General features: G+C 68.3%; 22 protein-coding genes and 1 tRNA gene. 11 read left to right on the top strand and 12 right to left on the bottom strand.

Annotated elements, in window-relative coordinates:
• Positions 1 to 94: 94 nt before the first annotated feature.
• The 4 genes from ACWGCN_RS02595 to ACWGCN_RS02580 all read left to right on the top strand — a co-directional run bounded on the left by ACWGCN_RS02595 (position 95) and on the right by ACWGCN_RS02580 (position 5044).
• The gene (locus ACWGCN_RS02595; protein ID WP_452460083.1) at positions 95 to 1510 is read left to right on the top strand and encodes an MFS transporter; all 1416 of its coding nucleotides are present in this window, start codon (positions 95 to 97) and stop codon (positions 1508 to 1510) included.
• A 54-nt stretch (positions 1511 to 1564) separates the two neighbouring features.
• Positions 1565 to 1768, top strand: a complete 204-nt coding sequence (locus ACWGCN_RS02590) for a heavy-metal-associated domain-containing protein (RefSeq protein ID WP_101464960.1) — start codon at positions 1565 to 1567, stop codon at positions 1766 to 1768.
• A gap of 19 nt (positions 1769 to 1787) precedes the next feature.
• On the top strand, positions 1788 to 2726 hold the full coding sequence (locus tag ACWGCN_RS02585; protein ID WP_452460084.1) for a hypothetical protein: 939 nt from the start codon (positions 1788 to 1790) through the stop codon (positions 2724 to 2726).
• Positions 2727 to 2788: 62 nt separating this feature from the next.
• On the top strand, positions 2789 to 5044 hold the full coding sequence (locus ACWGCN_RS02580; RefSeq protein ID WP_452460085.1) for a heavy metal translocating P-type ATPase: 2256 nt from the start codon (positions 2789 to 2791) through the stop codon (positions 5042 to 5044).
• A gap of 67 nt (positions 5045 to 5111) precedes the next feature.
• Here ACWGCN_RS02580 and ACWGCN_RS02575 read toward each other — a convergent pair whose 3' ends face one another.
• Positions 5112 to 5723: a DUF6636 domain-containing protein gene (locus ACWGCN_RS02575; RefSeq protein ID WP_378989466.1), complete on the bottom strand. Its 612-nt coding sequence runs from the start codon at positions 5721 to 5723 to the stop codon at positions 5112 to 5114.
• Positions 5724 to 5825: 102 nt separating this feature from the next.
• Here ACWGCN_RS02575 and ACWGCN_RS02570 point away from each other — a divergent pair, with 102 nt between their 5' ends.
• A complete protein-coding gene (locus tag ACWGCN_RS02570) occupies positions 5826 to 6482 on the top strand; it encodes a histone deacetylase (RefSeq protein ID WP_378989465.1) in 657 nt (218 codons plus the stop codon).
• Positions 6483 to 6545: 63 nt separating this feature from the next.
• On the top strand, positions 6546 to 7976 hold the full coding sequence (locus ACWGCN_RS02565) for a lipase maturation factor family protein (protein ID WP_452459469.1): 1431 nt from the start codon (positions 6546 to 6548) through the stop codon (positions 7974 to 7976).
• A gap of 34 nt (positions 7977 to 8010) precedes the next feature.
• Here ACWGCN_RS02565 and ACWGCN_RS02560 read toward each other — a convergent pair.
• Positions 8011 to 8082: transfer RNA gene (locus ACWGCN_RS02560), tRNA-Gly, on the bottom strand.
• Positions 8083 to 8309: 227 nt separating this feature from the next.
• Here ACWGCN_RS02560 and ACWGCN_RS02555 point away from each other — a divergent pair.
• Positions 8310 to 8732 (top strand): hypothetical protein, encoded by a 423-nt coding sequence (locus ACWGCN_RS02555; protein WP_452459468.1) that lies wholly within the window; start codon positions 8310 to 8312, stop codon positions 8730 to 8732.
• Positions 8733 to 8774: 42 nt separating this feature from the next.
• On the opposite strand, the gene ACWGCN_RS02550 is transcribed toward ACWGCN_RS02555, so the two are convergent.
• Positions 8775 to 9656 carry an SDR family oxidoreductase gene (locus ACWGCN_RS02550; RefSeq protein WP_449966887.1) on the bottom strand — a complete coding sequence of 294 codons (882 nt, stop codon included), beginning with the start codon at positions 9654 to 9656 and terminating at the stop codon, positions 8775 to 8777.
• An 85-nt stretch (positions 9657 to 9741) separates the two neighbouring features.
• Here ACWGCN_RS02550 and ACWGCN_RS02545 point away from each other — a divergent pair, with 85 nt between their 5' ends.
• Entirely contained in the window at positions 9742 to 10533 is a 792-nt protein-coding gene (locus ACWGCN_RS02545; RefSeq protein ID WP_387445984.1) for an AraC family transcriptional regulator, read from the top strand.
• Positions 10534 to 10601: 68 nt separating this feature from the next.
• Here ACWGCN_RS02545 and ACWGCN_RS02540 read toward each other — a convergent pair whose 3' ends face one another.
• Together ACWGCN_RS02540 and ACWGCN_RS02535 are read right to left on the bottom strand one after the other, a co-directional pair.
• Positions 10602 to 11123 carry an OsmC family protein gene (locus ACWGCN_RS02540; protein ID WP_378989460.1) on the bottom strand — a complete coding sequence of 174 codons (522 nt, stop codon included), beginning with the start codon at positions 11121 to 11123 and terminating at the stop codon, positions 10602 to 10604.
• A gap of 33 nt (positions 11124 to 11156) precedes the next feature.
• Complete coding sequence (locus tag ACWGCN_RS02535; RefSeq protein WP_378989458.1) at positions 11157 to 11918, bottom strand: lysophospholipid acyltransferase family protein; 762 nt, start codon at positions 11916 to 11918, stop codon at positions 11157 to 11159.
• A 206-nt stretch (positions 11919 to 12124) separates the two neighbouring features.
• On the opposite strand from ACWGCN_RS02535, the gene ACWGCN_RS02530 reads away from it, so the two are divergent.
• The 3 genes from ACWGCN_RS02530 (at position 12125) to ACWGCN_RS02520 (ending at position 16163) form a co-directional block, all read left to right on the top strand.
• Positions 12125 to 13018: a hypothetical protein gene (locus tag ACWGCN_RS02530; protein ID WP_452459467.1), complete on the top strand. Its 894-nt coding sequence runs from the start codon at positions 12125 to 12127 to the stop codon at positions 13016 to 13018.
• Positions 13019 to 13119: 101 nt separating this feature from the next.
• On the top strand, positions 13120 to 14655 hold the full coding sequence (locus tag ACWGCN_RS02525; RefSeq protein WP_452459466.1) for a Rieske 2Fe-2S domain-containing protein: 1536 nt from the start codon (positions 13120 to 13122) through the stop codon (positions 14653 to 14655).
• A 131-nt stretch (positions 14656 to 14786) separates the two neighbouring features.
• Entirely contained in the window at positions 14787 to 16163 is a 1377-nt protein-coding gene (locus tag ACWGCN_RS02520) for an FAD-binding oxidoreductase (RefSeq protein ID WP_452459465.1), read from the top strand.
• Positions 16164 to 16255: 92 nt separating this feature from the next.
• Here the strand turns inward: ACWGCN_RS02520 and ACWGCN_RS02515 are convergent, their stop codons facing one another.
• From ACWGCN_RS02515 to ACWGCN_RS02485, 7 genes are all read right to left on the bottom strand, one after another.
• A complete protein-coding gene (locus ACWGCN_RS02515) occupies positions 16256 to 17305 on the bottom strand; it encodes a Gfo/Idh/MocA family protein (protein WP_452459464.1) in 1050 nt (349 codons plus the stop codon).
• A gap of 56 nt (positions 17306 to 17361) precedes the next feature.
• The gene (locus ACWGCN_RS02510) at positions 17362 to 19278 is read right to left on the bottom strand and encodes a protein kinase domain-containing protein (protein WP_452459463.1); all 1917 of its coding nucleotides are present in this window, start codon (positions 19276 to 19278) and stop codon (positions 17362 to 17364) included.
• Positions 19275 to 21164, bottom strand: a complete 1890-nt coding sequence (locus ACWGCN_RS02505; protein WP_452449824.1) for a serine/threonine-protein kinase — start codon at positions 21162 to 21164, stop codon at positions 19275 to 19277. The genes ACWGCN_RS02510 and ACWGCN_RS02505 overlap by 4 nt, the downstream gene beginning before the upstream one ends.
• Complete coding sequence (locus ACWGCN_RS02500) at positions 21158 to 22324, bottom strand: DUF7373 family lipoprotein (protein ID WP_378989451.1); 1167 nt, start codon at positions 22322 to 22324, stop codon at positions 21158 to 21160. The genes ACWGCN_RS02505 and ACWGCN_RS02500 overlap by 7 nt, the downstream gene beginning before the upstream one ends.
• A 78-nt stretch (positions 22325 to 22402) precedes the next feature.
• Positions 22403 to 24298, bottom strand: a complete 1896-nt coding sequence (locus ACWGCN_RS02495; protein WP_452459462.1) for a protein kinase domain-containing protein — start codon at positions 24296 to 24298, stop codon at positions 22403 to 22405.
• 95 nt (positions 24299 to 24393) lie between these two features.
• The gene (locus ACWGCN_RS02490) at positions 24394 to 25299 is read right to left on the bottom strand and encodes a DMT family transporter (RefSeq protein WP_452459461.1); all 906 of its coding nucleotides are present in this window, start codon (positions 25297 to 25299) and stop codon (positions 24394 to 24396) included.
• A gap of 101 nt (positions 25300 to 25400) precedes the next feature.
• The gene (locus ACWGCN_RS02485; RefSeq protein ID WP_387445993.1) at positions 25401 to 26762 is read right to left on the bottom strand and encodes an MFS transporter; all 1362 of its coding nucleotides are present in this window, start codon (positions 26760 to 26762) and stop codon (positions 25401 to 25403) included.
• Between the last annotated feature and the right edge of the window lie 17 nt (positions 26763 to 26779).

The raw sequence follows: 26779 nt of genomic DNA, 5'->3' as shown, positions 1-26779 counted from the left end.
CATCACGCGAGCCGGGTTTTTGCTTGACACATTAATACCCTAGGGGGGTATGGTACCGAGCACGGGACACACCCCGCTCGAAAGGACGAAAGTCGTGACTACGCAATCGCAATCCACCCGGAAGTGGTGGGCGCTGGCGGTGATCGCCGCCGCGCAGTTCATGGTCATCATGGACACCTCGATCATCGGGATCGCGCTGCCCAAGATGCAGGCCGAACTCGGATTCACGCCGGGCAATCTGACGTGGGTGTTCAACGCCTACGTGGTGGCGTTCGGCGGTCTGCTGCTGCTCGGCGGCAGGCTCTCCGACCTACTCGGCGCTCGCCGGGTATTCGCCGCGGGCTGGGTGGTGCTCGGCGTCGGCTCCGTCATCGCCGGTGCCGCGGGCACTGTCGGCGTCGAGCTGGCCGGCCGAGCGATCCAAGGTGGTGGTGCGGCGCTGATCGCGCCTTCCGCGCTCACGCTGCTGATGATGCTGTTCGGCGGCTCGCCCCAGGAGCTCACCAAGGCGCTCGCCGTGTATGGCGCGGCCGCGCCCGCCGGTGGCACCGCGGGCGTGTTCCTCGGCGGTGTGATCACCGAATACATCAGCTGGCCTTGGGTTTTCTACATCAACATTCCGATCGCCGTGCTGGCGCTGATCGCCGTGCCGCTGCTGATGCCCGCCGCTCCGGCGCGCAAGGGGTCCATCGATATCGCCGGATCCGTCACTGTGACAGCCGGTTTGGCGGCCGCGGTGTACGCGATCGTGCAGGCGCCGGAGGTCGGTTGGGCTTCGGGCGAGACCTGGGGTGTGCTGGCACTGGCCGCCGCGCTGCTGGCCGGCTTCGTCGCCATCCAGTCCCGGCGCGGCGAGCCGCTCATGCGGCTGAGCATCTTCCGCGCACCGAACCTGGCCGCCGCCAACTTCGCCCAGTTCGCGCTGGCCGCCGCGTGGGTGCCGATGTGGTTCTTCCTCAACCTGTACCTGCAGCAGGTGCTCGGGTACAGCGCGTTCCCGTCGGGTGCGGCACTACTGCCGATGACCACGCTGATCATGCTCGGCATGGTGGTGCTCGCCCCGAAGGCGATGCAGCGTTTCGGTGCCAAGCCGATGATCGTCACCGGTCTGATCGTGCTCGGTCTCGGCCTCGGGGTGATGTCGCTGGTGCGGCCGACCGGCAACTTCTGGATCGACGTGCTGCCCGCCTCGCTGATAGCGGCGGGGGGTATGTCGCTGGCCTTCATTCCCTCGCTCGGCACCGCTATCTCGGCGGCACGACCCGAGGAAGGCGGGCTGGCCTCGGGCATCGTCAACGTCAGCTACCAGGTGGGTTCGGCGCTCGGACTGGCCGCGATGACGGCGGTGGCCGCCGCGTTCGGCGCGAGCGAACTGGGAGATACCTCGGCACTGACCGACGGCTATTCCGCGGCCTTCCTGGTGGCGGGTGTGCTCGCCCTGGCAGGGGCGGGCATCACCGCGGCGACCATGCGGACCCCGGCCGCCGACAAGGCCGGCGCGACTGTTTGACAAAGTACCCTAGGGGGGTATGGTAATGATCGAGAGCGAAACGAGGAGAGTTCCATGAGCACCACCACCGTCACCGTCACCGGTATGACCTGCGGCTGCTGCGTCAACAAGGTCCGCGACAAGGTCGGCGCCCTACCCGGCGTCACCGGCGTCGATGTCGACCTGGCCGCGGGCTCGGTAACCATCGACGGCACCGAGCCCGAACGCACCGCCCTCGCCGACGCCGTAGCCGCGGCCGGCTTCCAGCTCGCAGACTGAACGGATACGGAGCATCCCGATGAACGCAACAGGCAAGTTCGCCGGATTCACCCTCGGCCTCGCGGCGGTCTTCGGGATCGCTCTGGCCGCAGGCGCCCTGGTCGGTCCGCAACCTTCCGAACCGGCCGGGCACGGCGAGCACTCGACCGCGGCGGCACCGTCCGCCGATCTCCCCGGCGGGCTGCTCGCCACCGACCAGGGCTACACGCTGGCCTTGGACAAGCCGAACACCACCACCGCACCGCAGTCGCCGACAAGTTTTCGCATCCTCGACGCGAACGGCGCACCGGTGACGAAGTACGTGAACAGCCACGACAAGGACCTGCACCTGATCGTGGTCCGACGCGACATGGCGGGCTTCCAGCACGTCCACCCGGTCCTCGATCCGGCCGGAACCTGGACAGTTCCGCTGAACCTCAGCCGGGGCGGCGACTACCGCGTCTACGCCGACTTCACCCCCGAGGGTGGGTCGAACCTGACGCTCGGCGCCGATCTGCGGGTCGCGGGCACCTACGACGTGCAGGCACTGCCCGCCCCTGCCGCCACCGCGCAGGTCGGCGAGTACACGGTCGCGCTGAACGGCACGGTCGCCCCCGGCACCGCGTCGAAGGTGACGCTCTCGGTCAGCCGCAACGGCACGCCGGTCACCGACCTGCAGCCCTACCTCGGGGCCTACGGTCACCTGGTGGCCCTGCGCGCCGCCGACCTCGCCTACCTGCACGTTCATCCCGAGGGCGCGCCCGGCGACGGAGTCACCCCTGCCGGACCCGGCATCGACTTCATCGTGAACGCACCGAGCGCCGGCGACTATCGCCTGTTCCTCGACTTCCAGCACCAGGGCGTGGTGCGGACCGCCGAGTTCACGGTGCGGGTCGCCACGCCGAACGCCACCGGTGCGAGCAACCCCGCCCCGACCAGCGCGCCCGCCGACCACGGCACCCCCGGCCACGGCCACTGACCCCACCTGTTTCACCCGTGATCGCTCAGCAAGAATTGCTATCAGGAACGAAGGAGCACCCCATGACCGCCGTGACACACCCACCGGGCACCGGCCAGGTAGAACTGGTGATCGGTGGCATGACCTGCGCTTCCTGCGCGAACCGGATCGAGAAGAAGCTCAACAAGCTCGACGGGGTCACCGCCACGGTCAACTACGCGACCGAGAAGGCACGCGTCGACTTCACCGGTGACGTCTCCCCCGAGGCGCTGATCGCCACCGTCGAGCAGGCCGGCTACACCGCGGCACTCCCCGCGCCGAAGAAGCCCGAGACCGACGAAACGCCGGTCGCCGACGCCGACCCGACGGCTTCGCTGCGCACTCGGCTGATCGTGTCGGCGCTGCTCACCGTGCCGGTGATCGCGATGGCGATGATCCCGGCGCTGCAGTTCACCAACTGGCAGTGGCTCTCGCTCACGCTGGCCGCACCGGTCGTGATCTGGGGCGCGCTGCCCTTCCACAAAGCCGCGTGGACCAACCTGAAGCACGGCACCGCCACCATGGACACCCTGGTGTCGATGGGTACGCTCGCGGCCTTCGGCTGGTCGCTGTACGCGCTGTTCTGGGGCACGGCGGGCACGCCGGGCATGAAACACCCGTTCGAGTTCACCATCGCGCGGATGGACGGCACCGGCAGCATCTACCTCGAAGCCGCGGCGGGCGTGACCACGTTCATCCTGGCCGGGCGGTATTTCGAGGCACGATCGAAGCGACGGGCGGGCGCGGCGCTGAGGGCCCTGCTCGAGCTCGGCGCGAAGGATGTCGCGGTTCTTCGCGGCGGCGTCGAGACGCGAATTCCGGTGGAACAGCTGGCCGTCGGTGACGAGTTCGTCGTGCGGCCGGGTGAGAAGATCGCCACCGACGGTGTGATCACCGAGGGGACGTCGGCGGTCGACGCGTCCATGCTCACCGGTGAGTCGGTGCCGGTGGAGGTCGGCGTCGACGATGGCGTCACCGGCGCCACCGTGAACGTCGGTGGACGACTCGTCGTGCGCGCCACCAGGATCGGCGCCGACACCCAGCTCGCCCAGATGGCACAGCTCGTCGAGGACGCGCAGACCGGCAAGGCACAGGCACAGCGGCTGGCCGACCGGATCTCCGGCATCTTCGTCCCGATCGTCATCGCGCTCGCCGTCGCCACCCTCGGATTCTGGCTCGGCACCGGCGGATCCATCGCCGCCGCCTTCACGGCGGGCGTGGCAGTGCTGATCATCGCCTGCCCCTGCGCCCTCGGCCTGGCCACCCCGACGGCGCTGATGGTCGGCACCGGACGCGGCGCGCAGCTGGGCATCCTGATCAAGGGACCCGAGGTGCTCGAATCGACCCGCAAGGTCGACACCATCGTGCTGGACAAGACCGGCACCGTCACCACCGGCAAGATGACGCTGCTCGACGTGATCCCCGCCGAGGGCGAACTCGGCAGCAAGGTGCTGGAACTCGCTGGTGCGCTGGAGGATTCGTCGGAACACCCGATCGCGCAGGCCATCGCCAAGGGCGCACGCGACGAGTTCGGCACCCTGCTGCCGGTGGAGGGTTTCGCCAATGTCGAAGGCCTCGGTGTGCAGGGCGTGGTCGACGGTCACGCGGTGATCGTCGGCCGGGCGCGACTGCTGGCCGACTGGTCACAACCGCTGCCCGAGGCGCTGGAAACCGCGCTGGCGGAAGCGGAATCAGCAGGCAAGACCGCGGTCGCGATCGGCTGGGACGGCAGGGCGCGTGGCGTGCTGGTTGTCGCCGACGCGGTGAAGCCGAGCTCGGCGCAGGCCATCGCGCAGTTCCGCGAGCTCGGGCTGACGCCGATCCTGCTCACCGGTGACAACGCCCGCGCGGCCCGCACCATCGGCGACGAGGTGGGCATCGACGAGGTCATCGCCGAGGTGCTGCCGCAGGACAAGGTCGACACCGTCAAGCGGCTGCAGGCCGAGGGCAAGGTCGTCGCCATGGTCGGTGACGGCGTCAACGACGCGGCCGCCCTGGCCCAGGCCGACCTGGGCCTGTCGATGGGCACCGGCACCGACGTCGCCATCGAGGCCAGCGACCTCACCCTCGTCCGCGGCGATCTGCGCGCCGCCGCCGACGCGATCCGCCTGTCGCGGCGCACCCTGGCCACGATCAAGGGCAACCTGTTCTGGGCCTTCGCCTACAACGTGGCCGCCATTCCCCTGGCCATGGCGGGCCTGCTCAACCCGATGCTGGCCGGCGCCGCGATGGCGTTCAGCTCGGTCTTCGTGGTGAGCAACAGCCTGCGCCTGCGCCGGTTCAAGTCGACCGCGCAGTAGACCGTCGGCAAGAGGCGAGGTCCGTAGATCTACGGACCTCGCCGCTGTTTCTGTCGGGTGATCGGAGTCAGAACAGGTACTGCTGGTCTGCCGAGATGAAGAAGCCGTGACCGCCGGCGTCACAGCGGACGCCCTGTTGGGTGGAGGTGCAGGCGGCGCCGCGGACGATGATGGTGTCGCCGTAGTTCAGGGTCTTTCCGCCGCCCTTGGTGGTGCCGTCCACCGGCTCGCCGACGAAGAAGCCCTGGTTGGTGCACAGGAATTCCGCTGTGCCGCCGTAGATGTGGGCGGCGACCTTGCGGGCCGGGGAGTTGTCGCAGGTGGGGAGTTCGGGCGGGATCACGTGTGTGTCGGCCAGCTGGCAGCCGACGCCGAGGGTGCCCTCTTCGACGAAGCCGCACAGGATGTTGCCGGTGGGCGACTGGAAGTAGAAGTTGTTGCGCTGCTGGTAGTCGCGGGCGTCGACGGTGGCGTCGTCGCGGGTGGGCAGGTCGGCCGGACTCGGGCCGGTGCCGGGCGCGGTGGGTGGCTCGTTGGAGGCAGGTGCGACGGTCGAAGCGTTGCCCTGATCCGCGGGCTGGGTGGTCACCGGAAGGCGCGATGGCGTGGACGCACCGTCACACGCGGCGAGCCCACCGGCGAGCACCGCCAGCGCGGCCACCGTGATTACTGATCTCATGATCTCTCCCCTCGATGTCCGACCCCATTCGAAGGAAGAATCGACAGCAGAAGCGGATTCGTTTCCTGCGCTCATGAACCGTGACCCACCCGAGGTGAGCCCGTGACGACAGCTCAGCACGTCTGGTACGCCGCGTACGGCTCCAACATGCACGCGCGGCGGTTCGCCTACTACCGCGAAGGCGGCACCCCGCCCGGAACCGACCACACCTATCCGGGGTTCCGTGACCGGTCCGCACCGGCCGCCGTCGCACCGCTCGACCTACCGGGAAGTCTGTATTTCGCCTGGCAGAGCCCCGTGTGGACCGGCGGGGTCGGGTTCTATGCCGCGCGCCCGGCGGCGGGCAGGCCGGTCGGCGCGGCGGCACGGGGATACTTGCTGACCGTCGGTCAGTTCGGTGACCTGCTGGCGCAGGAGATGTATCGAAGTCCGGCGATCGACTTCGATCCGGCGCCGGTCCTCGCCGACGGTGCGGTGCGGCTCGGGCCGGGTCGGTACGAGACGGTGGTGCACGCGGGGACGCACGACGGGATTCCCGTCCTCACCTTCACCTCACCGTGGGATCCGGAAACCGTGGCCCTGCGACGGCCCTCGGCCCGATATCTGACGATGATCGGCGCCGGGCTGCGCGAATCACACGGCTGGGATCTGGATCGCATCGTCGACTATCTGCGGGTGTGGCCCGGCATCGCCGGGCACTGGACCGAGCCCGACCTGCGCGGCGCGCTGGTCAGCGGCACCGGACTCGAGCGGCCCTAGATTTTCGTCGCGCCGATCGCGGGTACTCCCCTGGTGCGGGCGTCGACCACCGGGAGCACACGCATGGAGTGGTTCACGGCACCGGAGTACTGGCAGGGCAGGCTGATCTTCCAGCGTGGCCTGGCGGTGATCTACGCCCTCGCCTTCCTGACAGCGGCACTACAGTTCCGCGCGCTCCTCGGTGAGCGCGGGATGCTGCCCATCCCGCGATACCTGGCCCGGACGCCGTTCCGCCGGTCACCCAGCCTGTTCCAGCTGCACTACTCCGATCGGTTCTATGCCGGCATCGCCTGGTTCGGTGCGGTGCTCGCGATGGCGGTCGCGCTCGGTGTCGCCGATCTGGTGCCGCTGTGGGCGGCCATGGCGTTGTGGTTGCTGCTGTGGGCGCTGTATCTGTCGATCGTCAACGTGGGGCAGACCTGGTACTCGTTCGGCTGGGAATCGCTGCTGCTCGAGGCGGGGTTCCTGGCGATCTTCCTCGGCAACGACACCGTCGCGCCGCCGCTGCTGGTGTTGTTCGCCGCGCGCTGGCTGCTGTTCCGGGTGGAGTTCGGGGCCGGGCTGATCAAGATGCGCGGCGATCGGTGCTGGCGGGACCTGACCTGCCTGTACTACCACCACGAGACCCAGCCGATGCCCGGTCCGCTGAGCTGGTTCTTCCACCATCTGCCCCGGCCACTGCACCGGGTGGAAGTCGCCGCCAATCATGTCGCGCAGCTGATCGTGCCGTTCGGGCTGTTCGCGCCGCAGCCGGTGGCGAGCGTCGCGGCGGGCATCATCATCGTCACGCAGTCGTGGCTGGTGCTCTCCGGCAATTTCGCCTGGCTCAACTGGGTGACTCTGCTGCTGGCAACCACCGCGGTCAGCGCGTACCCGGTACTGCCGGACGCGCCGCCGGTGGCCGAGCCGCCCGGATGGTTCCTCGGCGCGGTCGTTGCCTTCGTCGCGATGGTGGTGGTGCTGAGCTTCTGGCCGGTGCGCAACCTCCTCTCCGCACAGCAGGCGATGAACGCCTCGTTCGACCCGTTGCACCTGGTCAACACCTATGGAGCGTTCGGCAGCATCACCCGGGTCCGCCAGGAGATCGTGCTCGAGGGCACCGACGCCACCCACCTCACGCCGGACACGGTGTGGCGCGAATACGAGTTCAAGGGCAAACCGGGCGACCCCCGGTACCGTCCGCGCCAGTGGGCGCCCTATCACCTGCGGCTGGACTGGTTGATGTGGTTCGCCGCGCTGTCGCCGGCCTACGCGCGATCGTGGGCACTGCCGTTGGCGATCCGGCTGCTCGACAACGACCCCGATACCCTGCGCCTACTGCGGCGCTGCCCCTTCCCCGACGCACCGCCGCACTACGTGCGCGCCCGGCTGTACGAGTACCACTTCAGTACACCCGCCGAACTGTTCCGCGAACGGATCTGGTGGCGCCGAACCCTGATCGGCGAGTTTCTGCCTGCGCTGCGTCACCCACGCCTCGACCGGCACCGGGAATGAGAAAAGCCCGGCACGATGGCCGGGCTTTTCGTTGAGCGGATGACGAGATTCGAACTCGCGACCCTCACCTTGGCAAGGTGATGCGCTACCACTGCGCCACATCCGCGTGCCCTCCGAAACCGATCCGGCGAGCGCCGGTGACTTCGTCGTGCGAGTACGAACTTTAGCGCGAAACTCCCGAACTACGAAATCCGGGCTCACTCATCACCCGGGGCGGCGGTGAGACCCCGCATCGGCGGGCGTCGTTAAGCAGGTCGCAAGGATGCGGAAAAGGCTGCGGGGGAAGGTTTTTCGCAGGCGGTCGTGACCGCGGGAATCATGGGAGGAACGACTGTGAAGTCTCTGGGGATGATCGCGGCGGGCGTCGCGATGACGGCGCTGACCGTGTTGGGGGCCGGACCGGCGCACGCCGACTTCACCGACCCGGTGGAGTACACCGACAGTGGGGAGAACGTGGAGGACGAAGGGTTCGGGGAGTACGCGGTCAACCGTTCCGACCCGAACTCGTGCCTGGTGGTGCAGAACCACACCGGCGGGCAGGTGACGGTCCGGTTGAACTACCCGACCAGTGGCGGAAAGTGGCTGTTCAACCACGATCAGGTCGGTGTGCTGATACGCAACGGCAAGGTGGTCACCTCACCGTCCGGGAATTGGAATGTGCGGACGAACCCGCCGATCAGGTTCAACTGGGTCTACGACGGCAACATGAACACCCGCAGGGGTTGCAACGGGTCGTGGGTGCTGACCATGAACTGAGCGGCGGGTCCGGTGCGCCGCCACGCACCGGACCCTGCCCGGTCAGCTCGGCTTCAACGCGCCGCCTGCGACGACGGGGGCGAAGGCGGCGCGGTGGTCGGCGGCCCAGGCGGCGTAGCCGCGGGGTGGTCTGCCGAGGACGCGTTCGATGTCGTCGGTGACGAGCTCGTTGTGGCCGCCGCGGATGAAGGACTGGCCGATCAGTGAGCCTTCCACGAAAGCGGGCGGAAGACCCGCGGCGACCATGAACGCGCGGGCATCGGCTTCGGCGATGTCGGTGACGGCGATCGGGCGGTCGAGAACCCGCGCGAGAACGGCGGCCTGGTCGCGGCCCGTGTGCAGGTCGGGGCCGGTCAGGGTGTAGATACGGCCGTGGTGGTCGTTCGAGCGCAGCGCCGCTGCGGCGACCGCCGAGACATCGCGTGGGTCGACCACGGCCTGCCTGCCGTCGCCGGTGAGGTTCGGGACGGGGTGACCGTTGCTGAGGGGTTCGATCCAGCTGAACGTGTTCGACGCGAAAGTATTGGGGCGCAGAATCGTCCACTGCAAGCCGGAGTCGCGCACGGCCTGCTCCCCTGGCACATGCCAGGAACCCGGCACGCCGAGACGTGGGTCGCCGGTACCGACCGCGGACAGCTTCACCACTCGCCGCACACCGGCCTTTCGCGCGGCAGCCACCAGTTCGGCATCGGTGCCGGTGCTGTCCGGGCCAGGAATCCCGACGAGGAACGCGGCCGCTACGCCCGTCATGGCGGGTCCGAACGTCGCCGGGTCGCGGTAGTCCACCCGCACCACCTCGACCCCGGCGGGGAACCCTGCCCGCTCCGGGTCGCGGGTCGCCGCCCGGACGGCGACGCCCTCGGCTGCCAGCTGTCGCACGATGTCGCTTCCGATGGTGCCTGTCGCACCGGTGATCAGGATCATGGAACGAGCATGGCCGCCGCGCTGCCTGCGAAGATAGGAGAAATCGGCACGGACATCCCGGCCCGCGCCGCCTACAGTCGACCAGGTGGAGTATCTGACCTCGGCGCACATCGAGACGCCCGTGACGACACCGGAATCGTTGCGCCCGTGGCTCACCGAACTCACCAGCACGCCACTGTTCGACGACCTCGCTCAGCCGTTCGCGCATCCGCCCGTCGCGACCACCACGGTCGTCCTGCGCACCGAAAAGTCCGGTCGCGGTAGCGCGTTCGTCGTCGGCGCGCAGACGAAGGCGTCCTACTCGACACCCGAGGAGCCCGCCGGGTGCGTGCGGCTGCGCCTGGAACCGGGCGTGACCCGCCAGCTGCTCGGCGTGACCGCGGGCGAACTCACCGACCGCGTCTTTCGTCTCGACGAATTGCCGGGTCCGCTGGGCGGTTTCGCGACGGAACTGACGGGCGTGCCCGCCGCACACGCGATAACCCACCTGGAAGATCTACTGCCGCACACTATCTCGGAATCGGATACCGATCGGGCGCACCGGATCGTGCTGCGCGAGGCGATCTCGGCGCTCACCGCCGACAACGCCCCCGCACTCTCCGAACTCACCGCGCGCCTCGCTGTCAGCGAGCGCCAGCTGCGCAACCTGTTCACCATGGGAATCGGCCTGTCCCCCAAGCATTTCGCTCGCATTCAACGCCTGCGGCGGGTCCTCTCCTACGCGGGCGACACCCCCTGGTCACACCTCGCGGCGAGTACCGGCTACTACGACCAGTCCCACCTCACCGCCGACTTCCGCACCCTCATGGGCGTCCCACCCGCCGCCTACCTTCGCGGCAAGCTACCGGCACCGACCCGCTGCCGGATTCCGCGCTGAGTCCGCCTCCGCGGGCATCCGCCACATCGCATGCGACAGCCACGCGAGCCGAACGGGCACAGTAGCGATCACGGCGCCGGAGCGCTCACCACCCGGACAGTCGGCGGATTCCGCAAGCTCTGACCGACCACGCAGTAGCGCTCGGTGAGTTCGCCGAGCTTGACCAGGGCGGCGTCGTCGACAGCAGCCGAGGTGGTGACGGTGATCGTCACGGCGATCGGCGAAACCCCGACCTCCACGGTTCGATCGATGCCCAGAGTGCCGGTGGCGTCGAAGGACCCCGCTGCCTCGACCTCGGCGCCGGTGATGGGCAGGCCCATCGCGGTGGCGACGCTGCGGCAGGTCACCCCGGCGCAGGCCGCGACCGCCTCCAGCAGCATGTCGCCCGAGCAGGCGTCGGCGCCGTCACCGCCGGTGGCGCGGTGCAGTCCGGCGCGGACCGGGCCGGCGAAGGTCCGCACCGTGCAGGTGATGCCGGGGTCGGCGAACGAACCGGCGCCGCGCAGGGCGGTGACCGCGGCGGCCGGGTCGTCCCGGTAGCGCTGTTTCACCGGAGCTTGCAGGGCCTTCAACTCCGCCGCGGTGGTCATCTCTCGAGCGTAAGCCCGCCCGAGGCCGAAATATCAGCCCTCGGTGTCCTGCGTTTTCTCGGCCTTGCGGGCGAAACGTTCGGCCGCTTCGGCTTCGTCGAGAGCGGTGGCCTCTTCGAGGGAAGGGGCACTGCCACCGAGCCGTTTCGGGACCCAGTAGGCGCCGGGCTCGTGCTCATAGGATTCTTGCAGGTCGGCGAGCATTTCCTGCATGGTGGAGCGCAGCTGTGCGGTGAGGTCGGCGGCGGGTTCGTAGGGCTGGATGGGGGTGCCGACGGCGATCGAGATGGGGGTGTTGGTGCGGCCGAGCCGCTTGGGGAAGCCCTTGGTCCAGACGCGCTGGGCGCCCCAGATGGTGATCGGGATGATCGGCACACCCGCCTCCAGTGCCATGCGGGCCGCGCCGGACTTGAATTCCTTGATCTCGAAGCTGCGGCTGATCGTGGCCTCGGGATACACGCCGACGAGCTCGCCGTCGCGCAGGTACTGCACCGCCGATTGGTAGGAGTCGGCGCCCGCGGTGCGGTCGACCGGGATGTGCTTGAGGGTGCGCATGATCGGGCCGGAGATGTTGTTGTCGAACACTTCCTGCTTGGCCATGAACCTGATGTAGCGACGGGGGGTGCGCACAGGCAGACCCGCGTAGGTGAAGTCCATGTAACCGGTGTGGTTGACCGCCAGCACGGCGCCGCCGGTGGCGGGGATGTTTTCCGCCCCCTTGACAGTGAACTTCAGACCTTCGAGGAAGAACAGGGTTCGGGCCACGCCGATGATCGAGAAGTAGAGGGGTTCCACAAGTACGCAAGCGTAGTCGTAGATCTCCGCATCGGCAGGGGTGCCATCGGCGCGGGCCGTGACCGTAGAATCGCGGCGTTCGCCCGCGCAGCGAATCCGCTTCGCGCACACCGGTCTACACCCCGGCGAGTCCGCTCGCCCCGACAGTCACTCCCCCGCCGTCGTCACAGGCGGGTGCCACGACCTAGGAATCGAGGAACGTCGTAGTGGAACGCGCCCAGCTTGCCCTGACCCGCCCGCACCGCGCCTACGCGCTGGTCACGGGCCTGACCGTCGCCGCGGCTCTGGTCGCCGGGTGCGATTCGGTGTCGGGGATCCCGGGCGATCCGGTCGAGACGACCACTACCGCATCGACCACGGCCGCCGCGGCGCCGACGACCACGGCGACCCAGGCCATCGCACCCGGCGAACCGGCGCCGAACAGCCCGCTCCCCGCCGACGCACCCCAGGTCGGCGCGGTCGCGGGCCACGCCGACGCCGTCACCGCCGTGCGCCGCTGGGCCGCCGACCTACAGACCGGCACGGTGAAAGAACTCCAGGACAACTGCTGGACCATCCCGCCTGCCACCGTCGCCGAGATGTACGCCGATCCCCAGGCGGTGCTGGCTGCCCTGGCCACGCCGGGCACCGCGACCGCCGATACCGTGACCTGGCGTAACCGAACCGTCACCGTCACCGTCGACCGCGAATCCGTGGCATCCGGATATGCCTGCGGACGGGTATCCGCGGCGGGCGTCGAGCCCGGTTACGACGACGCCGACGCGCGCCACACCGTGCGCCGCTACCTCGCCCGCGCCACCGGCAAACCACTCAACGCGGCAGATATCGAAGCAGACCATCCGCTGACCTGCAAGGCCTCGCCCGCGAGCTGGGATCCCGAGGGCACCGGCAACCTCGTAGCAGCCCCCTTGACAGGCGACTCGGGCAAAGTAGGCAATGTCACCTCCTACACCGGCGAGGAGCTACGATCCGAGCAGGTTCGTGGCGACTACCTGGCAGTTCACGTCCCTGTGACCACCTCACCCGGGGGCACGCGGACGCGCACTTTCACGGTTGTCGCGACCGCTGAGGGCTATTGCATCGGTGACGTAACGATTTAGCCACTACCCTGGTTGGCTGGTACGCCGAAGCAGTCAGGGGGCCCGAGGCGGTAGCTCGCCATTGATCCGGCGAATCAGATCCTGGTAGGAGGAAACAGCTCGTGCAGATCACCAGCGTCGGACACGCCGGCTTCCATATCCGAACCGAGGCCGGCACGATCCTGTGCGATCCCTGGGTGAACCCCGCGTACTTCGCGTCGTGGTTCCCCTTCCCGGACAACTCCCAGCTCGACTGGGAGACCCTCGGCGATGTCGACTACCTGTACGTCTCGCACCTGCACCGCGATCACTTCGACGCCGCCCACCTGGCGAAGTACGTGAACAAGGACGCCACGATCCTGCTGCCCGACTACCCGGTGCTCGACCTGCGCCGTGAGCTCGAGGCGCTGGGTTTCACCAAGTTCTTCGAGACCGAGGACTCGGTCAAGCACACGATCACCGGGCCGAAGGGCTCCGTGGACATCATGGTCGTCGCGTTGCGCGCGCCCGCCGACGGCCCGATCGGCGACTCCGGAATTCTCATCTCCGACGGTGAGACCACCTGTTTCAACATGAACGACGCCCGACCGGTGGACATGGACGTCATCCACGACGCGTTCGGCGACATCGACATCCACCTGCTGCAGTACTCGGGCGCGATCTGGTACCCGGCCGTGTACGACATCCCGGCGCGGACCAAGGCCAACTTCGGCAAGCAGAAGCGTCAGCGTGGCATGGATCGCGCGCGCTCCTACATCGAGCAGGTCGGCGCGACCTGGGTGGTGCCCTCGGCGGGTCCGCCGGTGTTCCTCGACGACGAACTGCGCTACCTCAACGACGATCGCGGCGACGAAGGCAACATCTTCCCCGACCAGATCGTGTTCCTCGATCAGATGAACATTCACGGCAACCCCGGCGGGATCCTGATGATCCCCGGTTCGGTCGCCGATGTGCGCGGCAAGGAGCTCGACCTCGCGCACCCGTTCGACCCGGATCGGATCTACGGCGACAAGGCCGCCTACATCGCGGAGATGGCGCAGCGTTTCGCGCCGGTGCTGGCCGCGGAGAAGGCGTCGTGGGAGACCGGCGAGGGTTCGCTGCTCGAGCCGCTGCGTGAGCTCTTCGAACCGATCATGAAGCAGAGCGCGCTGATCAGCGACGGCATCGGCTACCCCGTGGGCCTGGTGATCGGCGAGGAGACCATCGTCCTGGACTTCCCGCACCGCACCGTGCGCGCGCCGCTCGAGGGCGAAGGCCGCTACCGCTACGGCTTCCGCATCGCCCCCGAACTGGTACGCACCGTGCTGCGCGACAACGAGCCGGACTGGGTGAACACGATCTTCCTGTCCACCCGCTTCCAGGCGTGGCGCATCGGCGGCTACAACGAGTTCCTCTACACCTTCTTCAAGTGCCTCACCGACGAGCGCATCGCCTACGCCGACGGCTGGTTCTCCGAGGCACACGACGACTCCGCCGTCACCGAACTCGACGGCTGGGAAGTCCAGCGCCGCTGCCCCCACCTCAAGGCCGACCTCTCCAAATTCGGTGTGGTGGAAGGTAACAACCTCACCTGCAACCTGCACGGCTGGCAGTGGGACCTGGAATCGGGGCGCTGCAAGACCTCCAAGGGTCACGAGCTGCGCTCTCGCAAGCTCTGAACCTTGAACCAGGGACGGCGACCGGGGTAATTTGAGTTCGGGGTCCATCGAGACAGTCCGATCCACCCCTCCGTTCCACGATCACGCACTGCGTTTGTTCGGCTCATTCTCGACCCGACCAGGGAGCGACAATGAACGGCACACCTGTATCGACCATCCTCGAAGCGATTCGCGGTGAGGTGATCACCGCGGACTCACCCGGCTACGACCAGGCGCGTTCGGTCTACAACGCGATGATCGACCGCCGGCCCCTCGCGGTCGTCCGCGCGGTCGACGTCGCCGACGTGCGTACCACCGTCGAGGCCGCCCGCGAGAGCGGACTCGACCTCGCCATCCGCGCCGGCTCCCACAGCGTGCCCGGTTTCGGCACCGTCGACGACGGCATCGTCTTGGACCTGAGCGCCATGAAGGGCATCCGCGTCGATCCCGAACGGCGGATCGCCCGCGTACAGGGCGGCTGCGACTGGGGCGACTTCGACCACGCCGCGCATTCCTTCGGGCTCGCCACCACCGGCGGCATCATCTCCACCACCGGGGTCACCGGCCTGACTCTCGGCGGCGGGATCGGCTACCTCGCCCGCGCCTACGGTCTGTCCATCGACAACCTCCGGTCCGCCGATGTGGTGCTGGCCGACGGCACCTTCGTGACCGCGAACGCGACCGAGCACCCCGATCTGTACTGGGCGCTGCGCGGCGGCGGCGGCAATTTCGGTGTGGTCACCGAAATGGAGTTCGACCTGCACCCGGTGGACACGATCTACGGCGGACCCATGTTCTTCGAGCTCGACGTCGCCGAAGAGCTGTTGCGGACCTACCGCGACTGGATCGCCGCGGCACCGCGCGCGATGGGCGCCTTCCCCGGCTTCCAGATCGCGCCGCCGCTGCCGTTCATTCCCGAGGAACGCGTCGGCGAGCCGTTCGTCCTGCTGGTGTCCTGCTTCAACGGCCCCGATCAGGAGGCCGAAGCCCTGCTCGCGGACCTGCGGGCGGTCGCGACGCCGGTGGCCGAGCACGTCGGCCGGATGCCCTACCCGGCCCTCAACAGCGCATTCGACGGTCTCTTGCCTCCCGGCCTGCAGCACTACTGGAAGGCGGCGTTCCAACCCGAACTCACCGACGGCGCCCTCGCCGCTCATCTCGAGTTCGGCCCGCGAGTGCCCGCGGTGCAGTCCACCATGCACCTCTACCCGATCGACGGCGCCGTGCAGGACGTCGCGGTGGACGACACCGCGTTCGCCTACCGCACCGCGAATTTCGCCCCCGTGATCGCCGGGATGTGGCCCGATGCGATCGACAACGACGCCAACATCAGGTGGGTCCGCGACTACCACTCCGCGCTGGAACCCCATACCGCCGACGGCGGCTACATCAACTTCATGGGCTCCGACGACCAGGGCCGCATCCGCGCCAACTACGGCCCGAACTTCGACCGCCTGGCCGCGGTCAAGAAGACCTACGACCCGGCCAACCTGTTCCACCTCAACCAGAACATCGCGCCGGCGCAATAGTCGGCTGCAGCCGTTCCGCATCATCGGGCTGCGGCTCTGCATGGATGTGCTCGACGGAGCCGTCGGATCACACCTTCGGCTCGTGCTGGTGGTCAAGAAGTGAGATCGGCGGGTTCGGCTACGTGGCGGGCGTATTCGAGAATTCGCAGGGTTTCCACGGCGTCGCGGGGGTCGACCGGGACCGGAGCTCCGTCGAGCAGGGCGGCGGCCATTCCCGCGTAGAAGGCGGGGTAGTCGCCGGGAAGGGTGGGGATCGGGCGTAGATCCTCGCCTGCGCCGAAGGTGCCCCACTTTTCGGGTGGGACTGTGCCCCAAGGTTTTCCGTCGTCCGGGCGGCGGCCTGCGCGCAGTTCGTCTTCCTGGGGGTCGAGGCCGGAGACGGTGTAGCCGTTGGCGGATCCGAGCACACGCAGGCGCGGACCCAGTTGCGGCGCGACGGCACTCATCCACAACTGCGACCGGGTGCCGTTGGCGTGGGTGAGGGCGATGAAGGCGTCGTCGTCGGCTCCGACCTCCGGGCGGCGGCGGTCGAGTTCGGCGTAGACCTCGGTGACCGGGCCGAACAACGTCAGCGCCTGGTCGACCAGGTGGCTGCCCAGATCGAACAGGATGCCCGCACCGTCCTCGGCATCGCCCACTTCACGCCAGCCCCCCTTGGGAACCGGCCTCCACCGCTCGAACCTGGACTCGAACCGGCGGACCTCACCCAGCTCGCCGGCCTCCATCAGCGCCCGTACGGTCAGAAAGTCGTTGTCCCAGCGACGATTCTGGAAAACACTCAGCGGCAGATCGGCCCGCGCGGCGGCCTCGACCACTTCCTCGGCATCAGCCGCCGTCACCGCGAACGGCTTGTCCACCACCACCGGCAACCCGGCAGCCAGCGCCTGCAACGCCAGCGGCGCGTGCGAGCGATTCGGCGTGGCGATCACCGCGAGATCGACATCCTCGTCCTCGACGAACATTTCCTGCGCCGACGCCCACACCCGCACCCCCGGATGCTCGGCCCGCGCCTGTGCGGCCCGCTCCTGCGATGCGGTCACCACCGCGGCCACCCGCATCCGCGGATCGGCGGCGATGAGCGGCGCGTGGAACACCGACCCGGCCAGGCCGTACCCGACTACCGCTACTCCGAGCTGGTCCATCGTTGCCCCTTCGTGGTGATCTGCGGATCGCAGTCTTCACCGTAGCCGGGCCCGGCTCAGCGCTCGGGCAGATTCCCGACCGCCTGTCGCAGCAGGGACGAGGCGATCGCGCAATACTCGTCGCGGAATCCCTCGGTTCCGTGTACCGAGACCTCGATGGTCTCCGCCCCGGCATCCGGCACCAGGAAGGCACGGGAGCAGATGGCCTTCGAACCGCCCTTGCCGAGATACACCTGGACCCCGTCGACCGTGACGAGCTCCAGGTCCTTGCCCGTCGTGCTCGTGCTGGTGCTGACCAGCTCCAGGGTGACTCGCACGCGCCCGTCCCACCGGCAGGTGTGCGCGTCGGCGATCGTGGGCTCGGGCGGCAGGACGCCGATCTTCTCGGCGACGGCGGCGCGGTCGAGCAGCGCGCACGGTTCCAGCAGCGCCAGCGAGGACTCCCTGCCCTCGGCGCGCGGCGCGGTCGTCAGTGACCGGGCGAGGTTGGCCGCGATGTAGTCGAGGCCCGCGCATTCCTTCACCCCGGACGGATTGCTGAGGACGATGACGATGCCGGACTCGTGCTCGGCGCCGGGGCTCGCGATGGCCCGCGTACAGGCTGCCGCGCTGCCGTCGATGATCGGAACCCCTTCTACCACCGTCTTGTTCGGCGTCAGGTATTCGTCCTCCTGCCCCAGGTAGAGGTAGAGGGCGTAGCGGTTGGAACTGGCGCTACACCCCCAGCTCGGGGACGGACTCAGCTCCCATGTTGCCGCGGCCAGTGGGGTCGGCGCGACCGGCACCGAGTCGCCGAGGGCCGAGGTCAGCCAGGGGCAGGCATCGATCTGCCGCAACTGCGCCAGGGTCAGCCCGGTCACCGGTCCCGGCTCGCTCTCTTCGCGTGTCGCGAAGTAACTGATCCCGGCGAGCGCCACGAGCAGTGCCGCCAGTCCACCTGCCAGACCGCCGCGCGCCCTCGGACTCGCCGCACTCCAACGACGACGACCGGATTCCAGTGCACGCCTGCCGTATTCGACGGCCGCACGCCCCGATTCGGCGATGACCACCGGAAAAGGCCGTCCAGATACGGGTTCCGGTGCGGCGATCGCGGGCAGGGCGGCCAGCAGCGCCGAGATCTCGTGTTGCTGGCGCCCGATGTCATCTAGCACGGGGGCGGGCCACGGTGGCGGACCGCTCGGCTGGGCACCGAGATAGTCGAGGATCTGTCCTGGCGTGGGGCGGGCTGCCGGATCCTTGCGCAGGCACGCGGCCAGCATCTCGAACAGTGGCTCCGGCACCCGGCTCAGATCGGGTTCGCGCTGGGCGATGTTGAACAGCGTGTACGGCACCGACGGTGCGGCGAACGGTGCGACGCCGGAGGCCGCGAAAGCGAGGACGGAACCGAGGGAGAACACGTCCGAAGCCGGCGTCAGCTCGTACCCGAGCGACTGCTCCGGCGACAGGAAGTCCGGCGTGCCCGTCGCCGTCGCAGTGGCGGTCCCGGCGGCCGGGGTGATACCGACTTCACCGAGACGGCCACTGTCCCTGGCCAACAGCACCGTGTCGGCCCGGATGCGCTGATGCACGAGGCCTGCGGCATGCACGGTCCGCAGTGCGGAGGCGAGCGCGGCGGCCAGGGCACGAACGGCAGGCACAGGCAGTGGCCCGTGCTCGGCTACGGCGGTGTCGAGGCGCACGCCTGGCACGAATGCTGATGCCACCCACGGTTTTTCCGCGTCGGCGTCGACATCGATCACCGTGGTGTTGGCGGAACCGGAGACACGCATCGCGGCAATCGCGCTGTGCCGCATCCTGATCCGGAAATCCGGCTCGTCGAGAAGTTCCGGTAGCGCCTGTCGCACCACGACCAGCGAGTCATCGGGGCCGGAGGCCAGCACGGACCGGAATCCGGCCGCGGACTCGAGTGTGCCGAGCACTCGGTAGCGACCGATGGTGGGTGGATCGCTGGGACCGAGGGGAATGATCGTCATGATGGGGGCAACTTCTCGAGTACGGGTTCGAGCAGATCGCCGGCAGTCTCACAGTTCCCACTGGCCCGCGCGGTGTTCGAGAAGTACTGGGCCCGCACTTGCTCGGCCTGATCGTCTTTGGTCGGCATCACCATCACGATGAAGGTGCAGTATTCGGGACTGCTGCCGTCGAGATAGACCGTGTGATCGCCGATAGTGCTTGTTTGCCGGACCCTTCCGCCCGTAACACTGTCCGGCCGGGTGCGCTCGTTGATATCGAGCGAAAAGGAGCCGTCAGCGCCGGTCAACGCGCAGCTATGGGGAGTCGACGTGCGCACGGGATCACCGACCAACGAACGAGTGGCCGCGATGTCGATCAGCGAGCACGGGTCGAGTGGCAGCAGCGAGCCCTGCGGGAAGGTCCGCAGCGGCGGATTGACCGACAGACGACGGACCACCGCCGCGAGCGCGCGCTCGGACGCCGGACAGAGGTCGCCTGCGGGCGGATAGGTGCTCGCGCCCATAGTCAGCGCCATCGGCAAACCGCTCTGGGTCACCACTATGCGGTCACAGGAGGCGGACTCTTTGTGAAGTCCGAGTACCGGCATCCAATTGATGGAGCTACCCATCGGCTGTCTGTCATCACGTACCTCGGCGACATTGTCGTTGTTACGCAGGCTGAAAGACACCGTGCGACCGGCCTGATCGCGATACCCGACGGTGCAACCGCCGATGGCGTTCGAGACGACTTCACTTGTCGCAGTGCCTAGTTCACCGAGCACTGACGGATCGAGCAACGCGCAGAGGTCGAGGCGGCGGGATTCGTCGTGGGTCAGCGCCAGTGGCGGATCATCCATCGCCACCGCGTTGCCCTCGACGCCGACGCCACAAATAGCGATGGAAGCCAGCACCAGTGCCGACACCGTCGCGGCAGCGAGAACCAGTCGCGCCCACTTCGGCTTCGGCTGTTCGGGTGCGATCGACGCTGTGGCAGCAGCGGTTCCGTCTGCCCAGCGACCCGCCTCGGCCTGGCAGTCGGCGATGCGTCTGCGGATCCGGACCGGCCAGACAGGTTCGGCGTCGATCCCGCTCACCGCGTCGAGCAACTGCTCGGGGGTCGGTCGCGCCGACGGGTCCTTGGCGAGGCAAGCATCGACCAGCGCGCGGATCTGCTCCGGAATTCCGGTGGTATCCGGGGAGCTGTAGAGCACGTTGTAGAGGACCTGCGGGGTGGAGGCCGCGTCGAACGGGCTCGCGCCGGTGGCCGCCATCGCGAGAACCGCACCGACGGCGAAAACATCGGAAGCTGTTGTCAAAGGGCGGCATTCGGCCTGTTCGGGTGACATATACGCGGGCGATCCGATCACCGCTCCGGTGGCGGTGAGGTTGACGTCGTCCTCGAGCGCCCTGGCGATGCCGAAGTCGATCACGCGTGGACCGTCGTTGGTGAGCAGGATGTTGCTCGGCTTGAGGTCGCGGTGCACCAGGCCGGTGCGGTGGATCTCGAGCAGCGCCATCGCCAGGCCGGTGGCCAGGAGTTTCAGCCCGCTCAGGTTCAGGCGGCCGAACTCGCCGACCATGTCCTGCAAGCCAGGGCCCGCGATGTATTCGGAAGCCAGCCATGGCGTTTCGGATTCCGCGTCGTGGTCGACCACGCCCGCGGTGTAGGCGCCGGTGACCTGCTGTGAGGCGAGCACCTCTCGCCGGAACCTGGCACGGAATTCCGGATTGCCGGTGAACTGGCGGTGGATCTGCTTCACCGCGACCAACCGGCCGTCCTGGCCCTGGCCGAGCAGCACCTGTCCCATGCCACCCCGGCCGATCACGGCAAGCAGGCGATAGCGGCCCAGCTGTTCGGGATCCTGCGAATTCAGCGGTTTCATCGCCGCGCCTCCCGTGTTCACCACGACCCGCTCAGTAGCGCGTGCTGCGCGACCGCCTGCTGTCGAATATCGGTCTCCTGGTTGCTGTAGAGGCGGACCACGAACTCGTTGTATCGCACCAGGCAGGAGAACCGCCGGGCGGGAACCGACCTGTTGTCCGGCCTCGCTGCGCGGTAGCAGGAAACACCCGAGAGTCCCGGCGGACCTGTCAGCGGGGTGTAATCGGCAGCCAGCGAATGCTTTTCCTCGAGGTCGGCGTAGGTCTTCGCGGCTTCGCTGTCCCGCGCGCGATACAGAAACTTGTTGTACGACACCGCGATCGCGTCGATCGAGCTCTGTTCGAAATCACGCAGGTTGACCGACGGATCGTCGCGTAGCAGGGCATAGGAACGAGGGCCGTAGACCATGAATTCCCACTTGTTGGGCCAGTAGTCGCCAGTCTTCACTATATGGGTGAGCAACTTGTCGCTGTCGAGTTTCAGCTTCGGTATGTCGGCGGCGGGCGTCGGAACCAAGGTGCCGAGCTCGGCCAGCTGAGCGCGGTAGGTCCGTGTGAGCAGATCGGTCAACAATTCGGGGCTGGGCTCGATGATCTTGGCGTACAACCTGATCACCAGGTTCTTCCACACCAGCCAGCTCCCGACCGTGGGCACACCGGGTCGCCAATGCGACAGTGCGGCAGGATATTCCGAAAGAGACAGGGGCGCGTTCTCGGTATTCGCGGTGAAATCCGCGGCAGCCATCGCCTGCGCGGCCGCCGTCGCCTGGGCCTCATCGGGTAGGGACAGGATCGCGATCGACAGCAGCTTGTGCTTCGATTCGTTGTCCGACTGGCCGTTGCTCGCGATCGCGCCGTAGCCGGCCAGCACGTCGAACGGCCCGAGTGCGGTTCGCTGGACGCCCGAGAGCAGATCGTCTACGCCGCGTATCCCGACGATCAGCCCGCCGCCGTTGCCGTCGGTCAATTCCGGGTCGATGCGGTTGGCGAGCAGTAACCGCTCGCCGATGCGCACGGATTCCACCAGCGTTCCGCGCACCGCATTCGGCGCGTCGTCGTAGTCGCCCGCCACCGGTTCGAGGGCATAGTCACCGTGATCGGGTGCGGCGTTGTCACCGCATGCCGCGGTGAGCAGGGTGAGCGATAACAACGGCGCCAGCCAACGCAACCGATTACGCACGAACATTCCCCTCCGACCGCAGCGTCGAACGCCAGGCCCCTCCCGAACTCTGCCGTGAAACTATCACCCGCGAGTTCGGCGCCGCTACCGCGCGGGCAACCGGCCGACCGCCTGCTTCACGAGCGGATCGGCGATCGCGCAGAGTTGCCCTTCGCGTTGGTTCGGATTGCTGACGGACACTTCGACATCCTCGCGAAAAGTCTCGCCGACCTTGCGGAACTGATACACCCGACGGCATTCGTTCGGCCCCAGCATCACGCTGTCGAGATTGTCGACCAGCACACCGTCGCCGATATCGATCACCTTCTCCTCCATGGAGGTCGCTCGTCGCCGTGGCTGCGACAAGGTGATCCGCACGGTGGAGTCACCCGACCACTCGCAGGAGTGCGCGGATTTCGCCACGACCGGGCCGAGAGCGGCAAAGGCCGAATTGTCCACCAGGGCACAGGGGTCTACCGACGACAGCGATTTCTGCGCGGCGGTGTCGGGACGCAGTTCGGCGAGCGAGGCGGTGAGCCGCTCGAGGACGTGGTCGGCGAGGCGGCATTCGCCGCGCGAGAAGGTGTCGACGATGATGCCCCAACGCGCGGCTTGCTCGCCACCCTCGATCGCGAACGCGCAGTCGTCGCCGCGGCGGGCAATCGCGTAACCGTTGACCACCTGCTTGCCGGATTCGAATCCGTTCAGCGCGGCACCGATCTCGACGGCCATGCGCGCGCCACCAGAGGTGCCGTCACATCCCCAACTCGACGTCGCCTGCCAGCGCCAGGACGAGACATCCGGCGAGGCCTTCGCGGCGACCTCGGTGGGCAAGGTCTTTCCGAGTGCCTGCGGCACCCAGGTGCACGCATCGGTGCCACGCAGTTGGTCCAGGCCGGGGAGCGTCGCGGTCGGTATCGCCTGCGGCGTGTCCTGAGGTGTTGTCGCGGAGTCGTTGGCGCGCAAGACAACTGCGGTGAGCGCGCCGGCGATCACCACCGCGGTCGCCGCGACAATTCCCAGCCGAAGTGCGGTCCGGCGCTTCTCGGCAGGCACCGGGACGGATGGCGGTGCGGTCGGCGTGTACGCCGGAATGATCTGCGTCGCTTCGGGGTCCGAGGTCAGCGCGACCAGTTTCTGTGTCTGGGCGGCGATTTCGGCATGGACAGGCGCGGGCCACGGGTGCGCCTGAACGGGCAGGACCCCCAGGTAGTCCAGGATCTGAGCGGGTGTCGGTCTGGCCCTCGGGTCCTTGCGCAGACAACCCGCGATCAGATCGCGCAGCGGCGCGGGGACATCGTCGAGTTGCGGCTCGCTGTGGACGATGTTGAACAGGGTGTAGGGAGCGGAGGACGCCGCGAACGGTGCCGTTCCCGTCGCGGCCATGCACAGCAGTGAGCCGAGGGAGAAGACATCGCTCGCGGAGGTGATCGGTTCGCTGTTCGCCTGTTCCGGTGACATGTACGCGGGCGAGCCGACCACGGCACCCACTTCGGTGAGCGCGGCCCCGGTACCGACCGCCTGCGCGATGCCGAAGTCGATCACGCGCGGTCCGTCGGCGGCCAGAATCACGTTGGCGGGTTTGAGATCTCGATGCACCAGGCCGGTGCTGTGGATCGAGTGCAGCGCGGAGGCCATGCCGGAAGCCAGGGTGCGCAACGCGGGGACCGGCAGTGGGCCCAGCTCGCGCACCGCTTTGTCCAGCCCCACCCCTGCGATGAAGACCGAAGCGAGCCACGGTGTTTCGCCGGTGGTCTCGAAATCGACCACCGCCGCCGTGAATGCCCCCGACACCCGGGCGGAGATGGCGACTTCACGCTCGAACCGCGCCCGGAACTCACGATCGTCGAGCAGATGCGAATGAATCTGCTTGATCGCGACGAAGCGCCCGTCGGGGCCCGTCGCCAGGACGACCCGGCCCATTCCGCCCGCACCGAGCACACCGCGCACCCGATAGCGTCCGATCATCGGCGAGTCACTCGTCGACAGCGGCTCGATCAATTCGGTACTCCCCCAACTCGCTCTCCGCCGCACCCGGCGAAACGGCCGAGATCCCAGCCGCAGTTCGCCTGAAACCTAGCATTTCGGCGTCTGGGTCAGCGACTGCTCCGGCTCGCCACCGCCACCGCCGCCAGCACGATCGCACAGCTCACGACGGTGGTGAGCGACAGTCTCGCGTCGGCGGCGTCGAGCACCATCGCCGCGACCAGCTGGCCGGCCACCGAGGTGAGGCCGAGCAGCAGGACGCCGATCAAGCCGACCGTTACGGCGGCCAGGGCGATGAACGCGACGCCGATCAAGCCGCCGGTGTAGAGCCAGAGGTCGGTGGGGAATTCGGTGGGCAGGCCCGTGGTGGCCAGGGTGTACAGGTCGAGCAGGAGCAGCGCGGTCAGGCCCACGCCGAAGTTGAGCAGGGTGGCGGTGAAGGGGCCGCCGGTGGCGCCGACCCGGCCGTTGACCGCCTGTTGCCAGGCCAGACCGATGCCCGCGAGGGCGGGCAGGACGATGAGCAGGGCTGGGATATCCGGGACGCCGGTGGTGACGGTGGCCGGGGCGGAACTGCCGCCTGCCGAGAGCACGACCCCGGTGATGCCGAGGGCGGCCGCGACGAGGCGCCACGCGGTGATCGGGGTTCGGCCGTTCGGGGCGAGGCCGAGCCGGTCGACCACGAGGCTGCTCAGGAGCTGGCCCGCGACCACCGCGACAGTGAACGCGGTGACGCCGATCGCCGCGATGGTGAGTCCCTGCGCCGCTACGAAGAACGCGCCGCACAATCCGCCGAGCAACTGCCAGGGCGCCAACCTGCCCTCCGATACCGCCACACGCACCTTGGTGACGCCCGCGCGCAGCGCCGGGCTGACAGCGAAGGCGATCAGCAGAGCGATGAGCCCGGTGCCGAAGCTGATGGTGGCCGCCGCGATCCCGTCGGCCAGCCGCGCACCCAGCGCACCGTTGATCCGCCCTTGTACTGCGACTCCCGCCCCGATAGCGAACCCGAACACGAGCCCAGCGGTCTTGCGCCTCCCAGCGAAGCTCGCTCGTCCGGGACCTCGACGGTTGGCGGTCGGCGTCACGTATGGGCGTCCTTGGTGCGAGGTGGGTGCTACCCGAAGTCTCCCCCTTGCTCAGGGGTTGCGTTCTCAGTCCTACCACGCTCGGTGCCGTGACGCGGCGGCAGCCAGGTGGGCGTCAACGCGGCGGCGACCAGCAACACCGATCCGAGCAGCGCGATAGTCGTCGACATCGCGAGCCACTGCGTCGCGGCCGCGACGAACGCGAACACACCCAGCGCGACGATCTCGGAGAGCAGCCCGGACACCGAGGTGACGGTGGCCCTGGCCGGGCCCTCGATCGCATCCTGAAGCCGCGCACCCGCGATGACCTCGGCGTTGAAGTCGATGCCGTAGGCGATGCCGATGCCGACGAATCCCACCCAGACCAGCGCGGGGCCCGCCGCCACCCCGACTGCCAACGCGCCCGCGATGAACAGGATTCCGGCGACGAACAGCGCGACGGCCAACGTGCGAGCCGACACGACCTCGGTGCGGCCCGCCAGCAGCGAACCGATCAGCGAACCCGCGACGGTGACGCCGACCAGCAGCGCCGACGTACTGGTCGACGCGCCGCCGGACACCGCGAGCAAGCCGAAGTACTCATCGAAGGCGGTGACGCCGTACAGCAGCGCGCCGAGCAGCACGCCTCGACGCACCCGGCGGACGTGAAGTGCTTCGGCGAGACCCGTTTTGAGCATGGCGAGATAGCGCGACGAGGTGGAACCGGGCGAACTCGACTGTGGCGCCACCGCTCCCGGTTTGACGTGCGGGCCCACCGGTCCGGGTGCGGGCTCGTCCTCGAGATCGTCGACAGCGGTGGCGGAGATGGCGACGGGCGCGCTGGGCAGAGCCAGCGCGGTCAGCGTGTGCAGGAGGCCGACACCGACGCTGACCCAGCCCACCAGCGCATAGCCGCCGATGGCGAAGAGCGGGGCGGCGGCGATGATCGCCACGAGCACGGTGCTCTCCTGCGCACCGCGCGTCCACCCCATGATTCGCGGGTAGGCGGACGGTGCACCGCGCGCGACCAGATCGTCGTAGATCAGCGCCTCGAAGGTTCCCGATTCCAGTGCGCTCGCGATACCCCAGACGAGGAAGCCGAGCGCGAAGCCGGCGAACGACGGCACCAGCATCCAGAGGGTGAAACACGCGGCCTGCAACACACAGCTCAGGACTAGCAGGCGACGACGCGGCACCGTGTCGGCCCACGCGCCGGATGGCACCTCGAGCAGGAACGCCGTCACCGACCAGATCGCCAACAGCAGCGAGATCTGCGCGGTACTCAGCCCGTGATCGGCGAAGAGAACGCCGTAGAGGGCATAGATCGGTAGCAGGTCGCGGGTGCCCTTGAACAGGACCGCGCGCACCGTGAGGTCGCCGACGCCGGTCGGCTCACGCCTCAACCAGGCCACCGCGTGCCGGAGCGGGA

This window comes from Nocardia sp. NPDC055050, from assembly GCF_053608345.1.
Note: the sequence above shows the minus strand (reverse complement) of the source record. Positions and strands in the feature narration are given on the sequence as shown.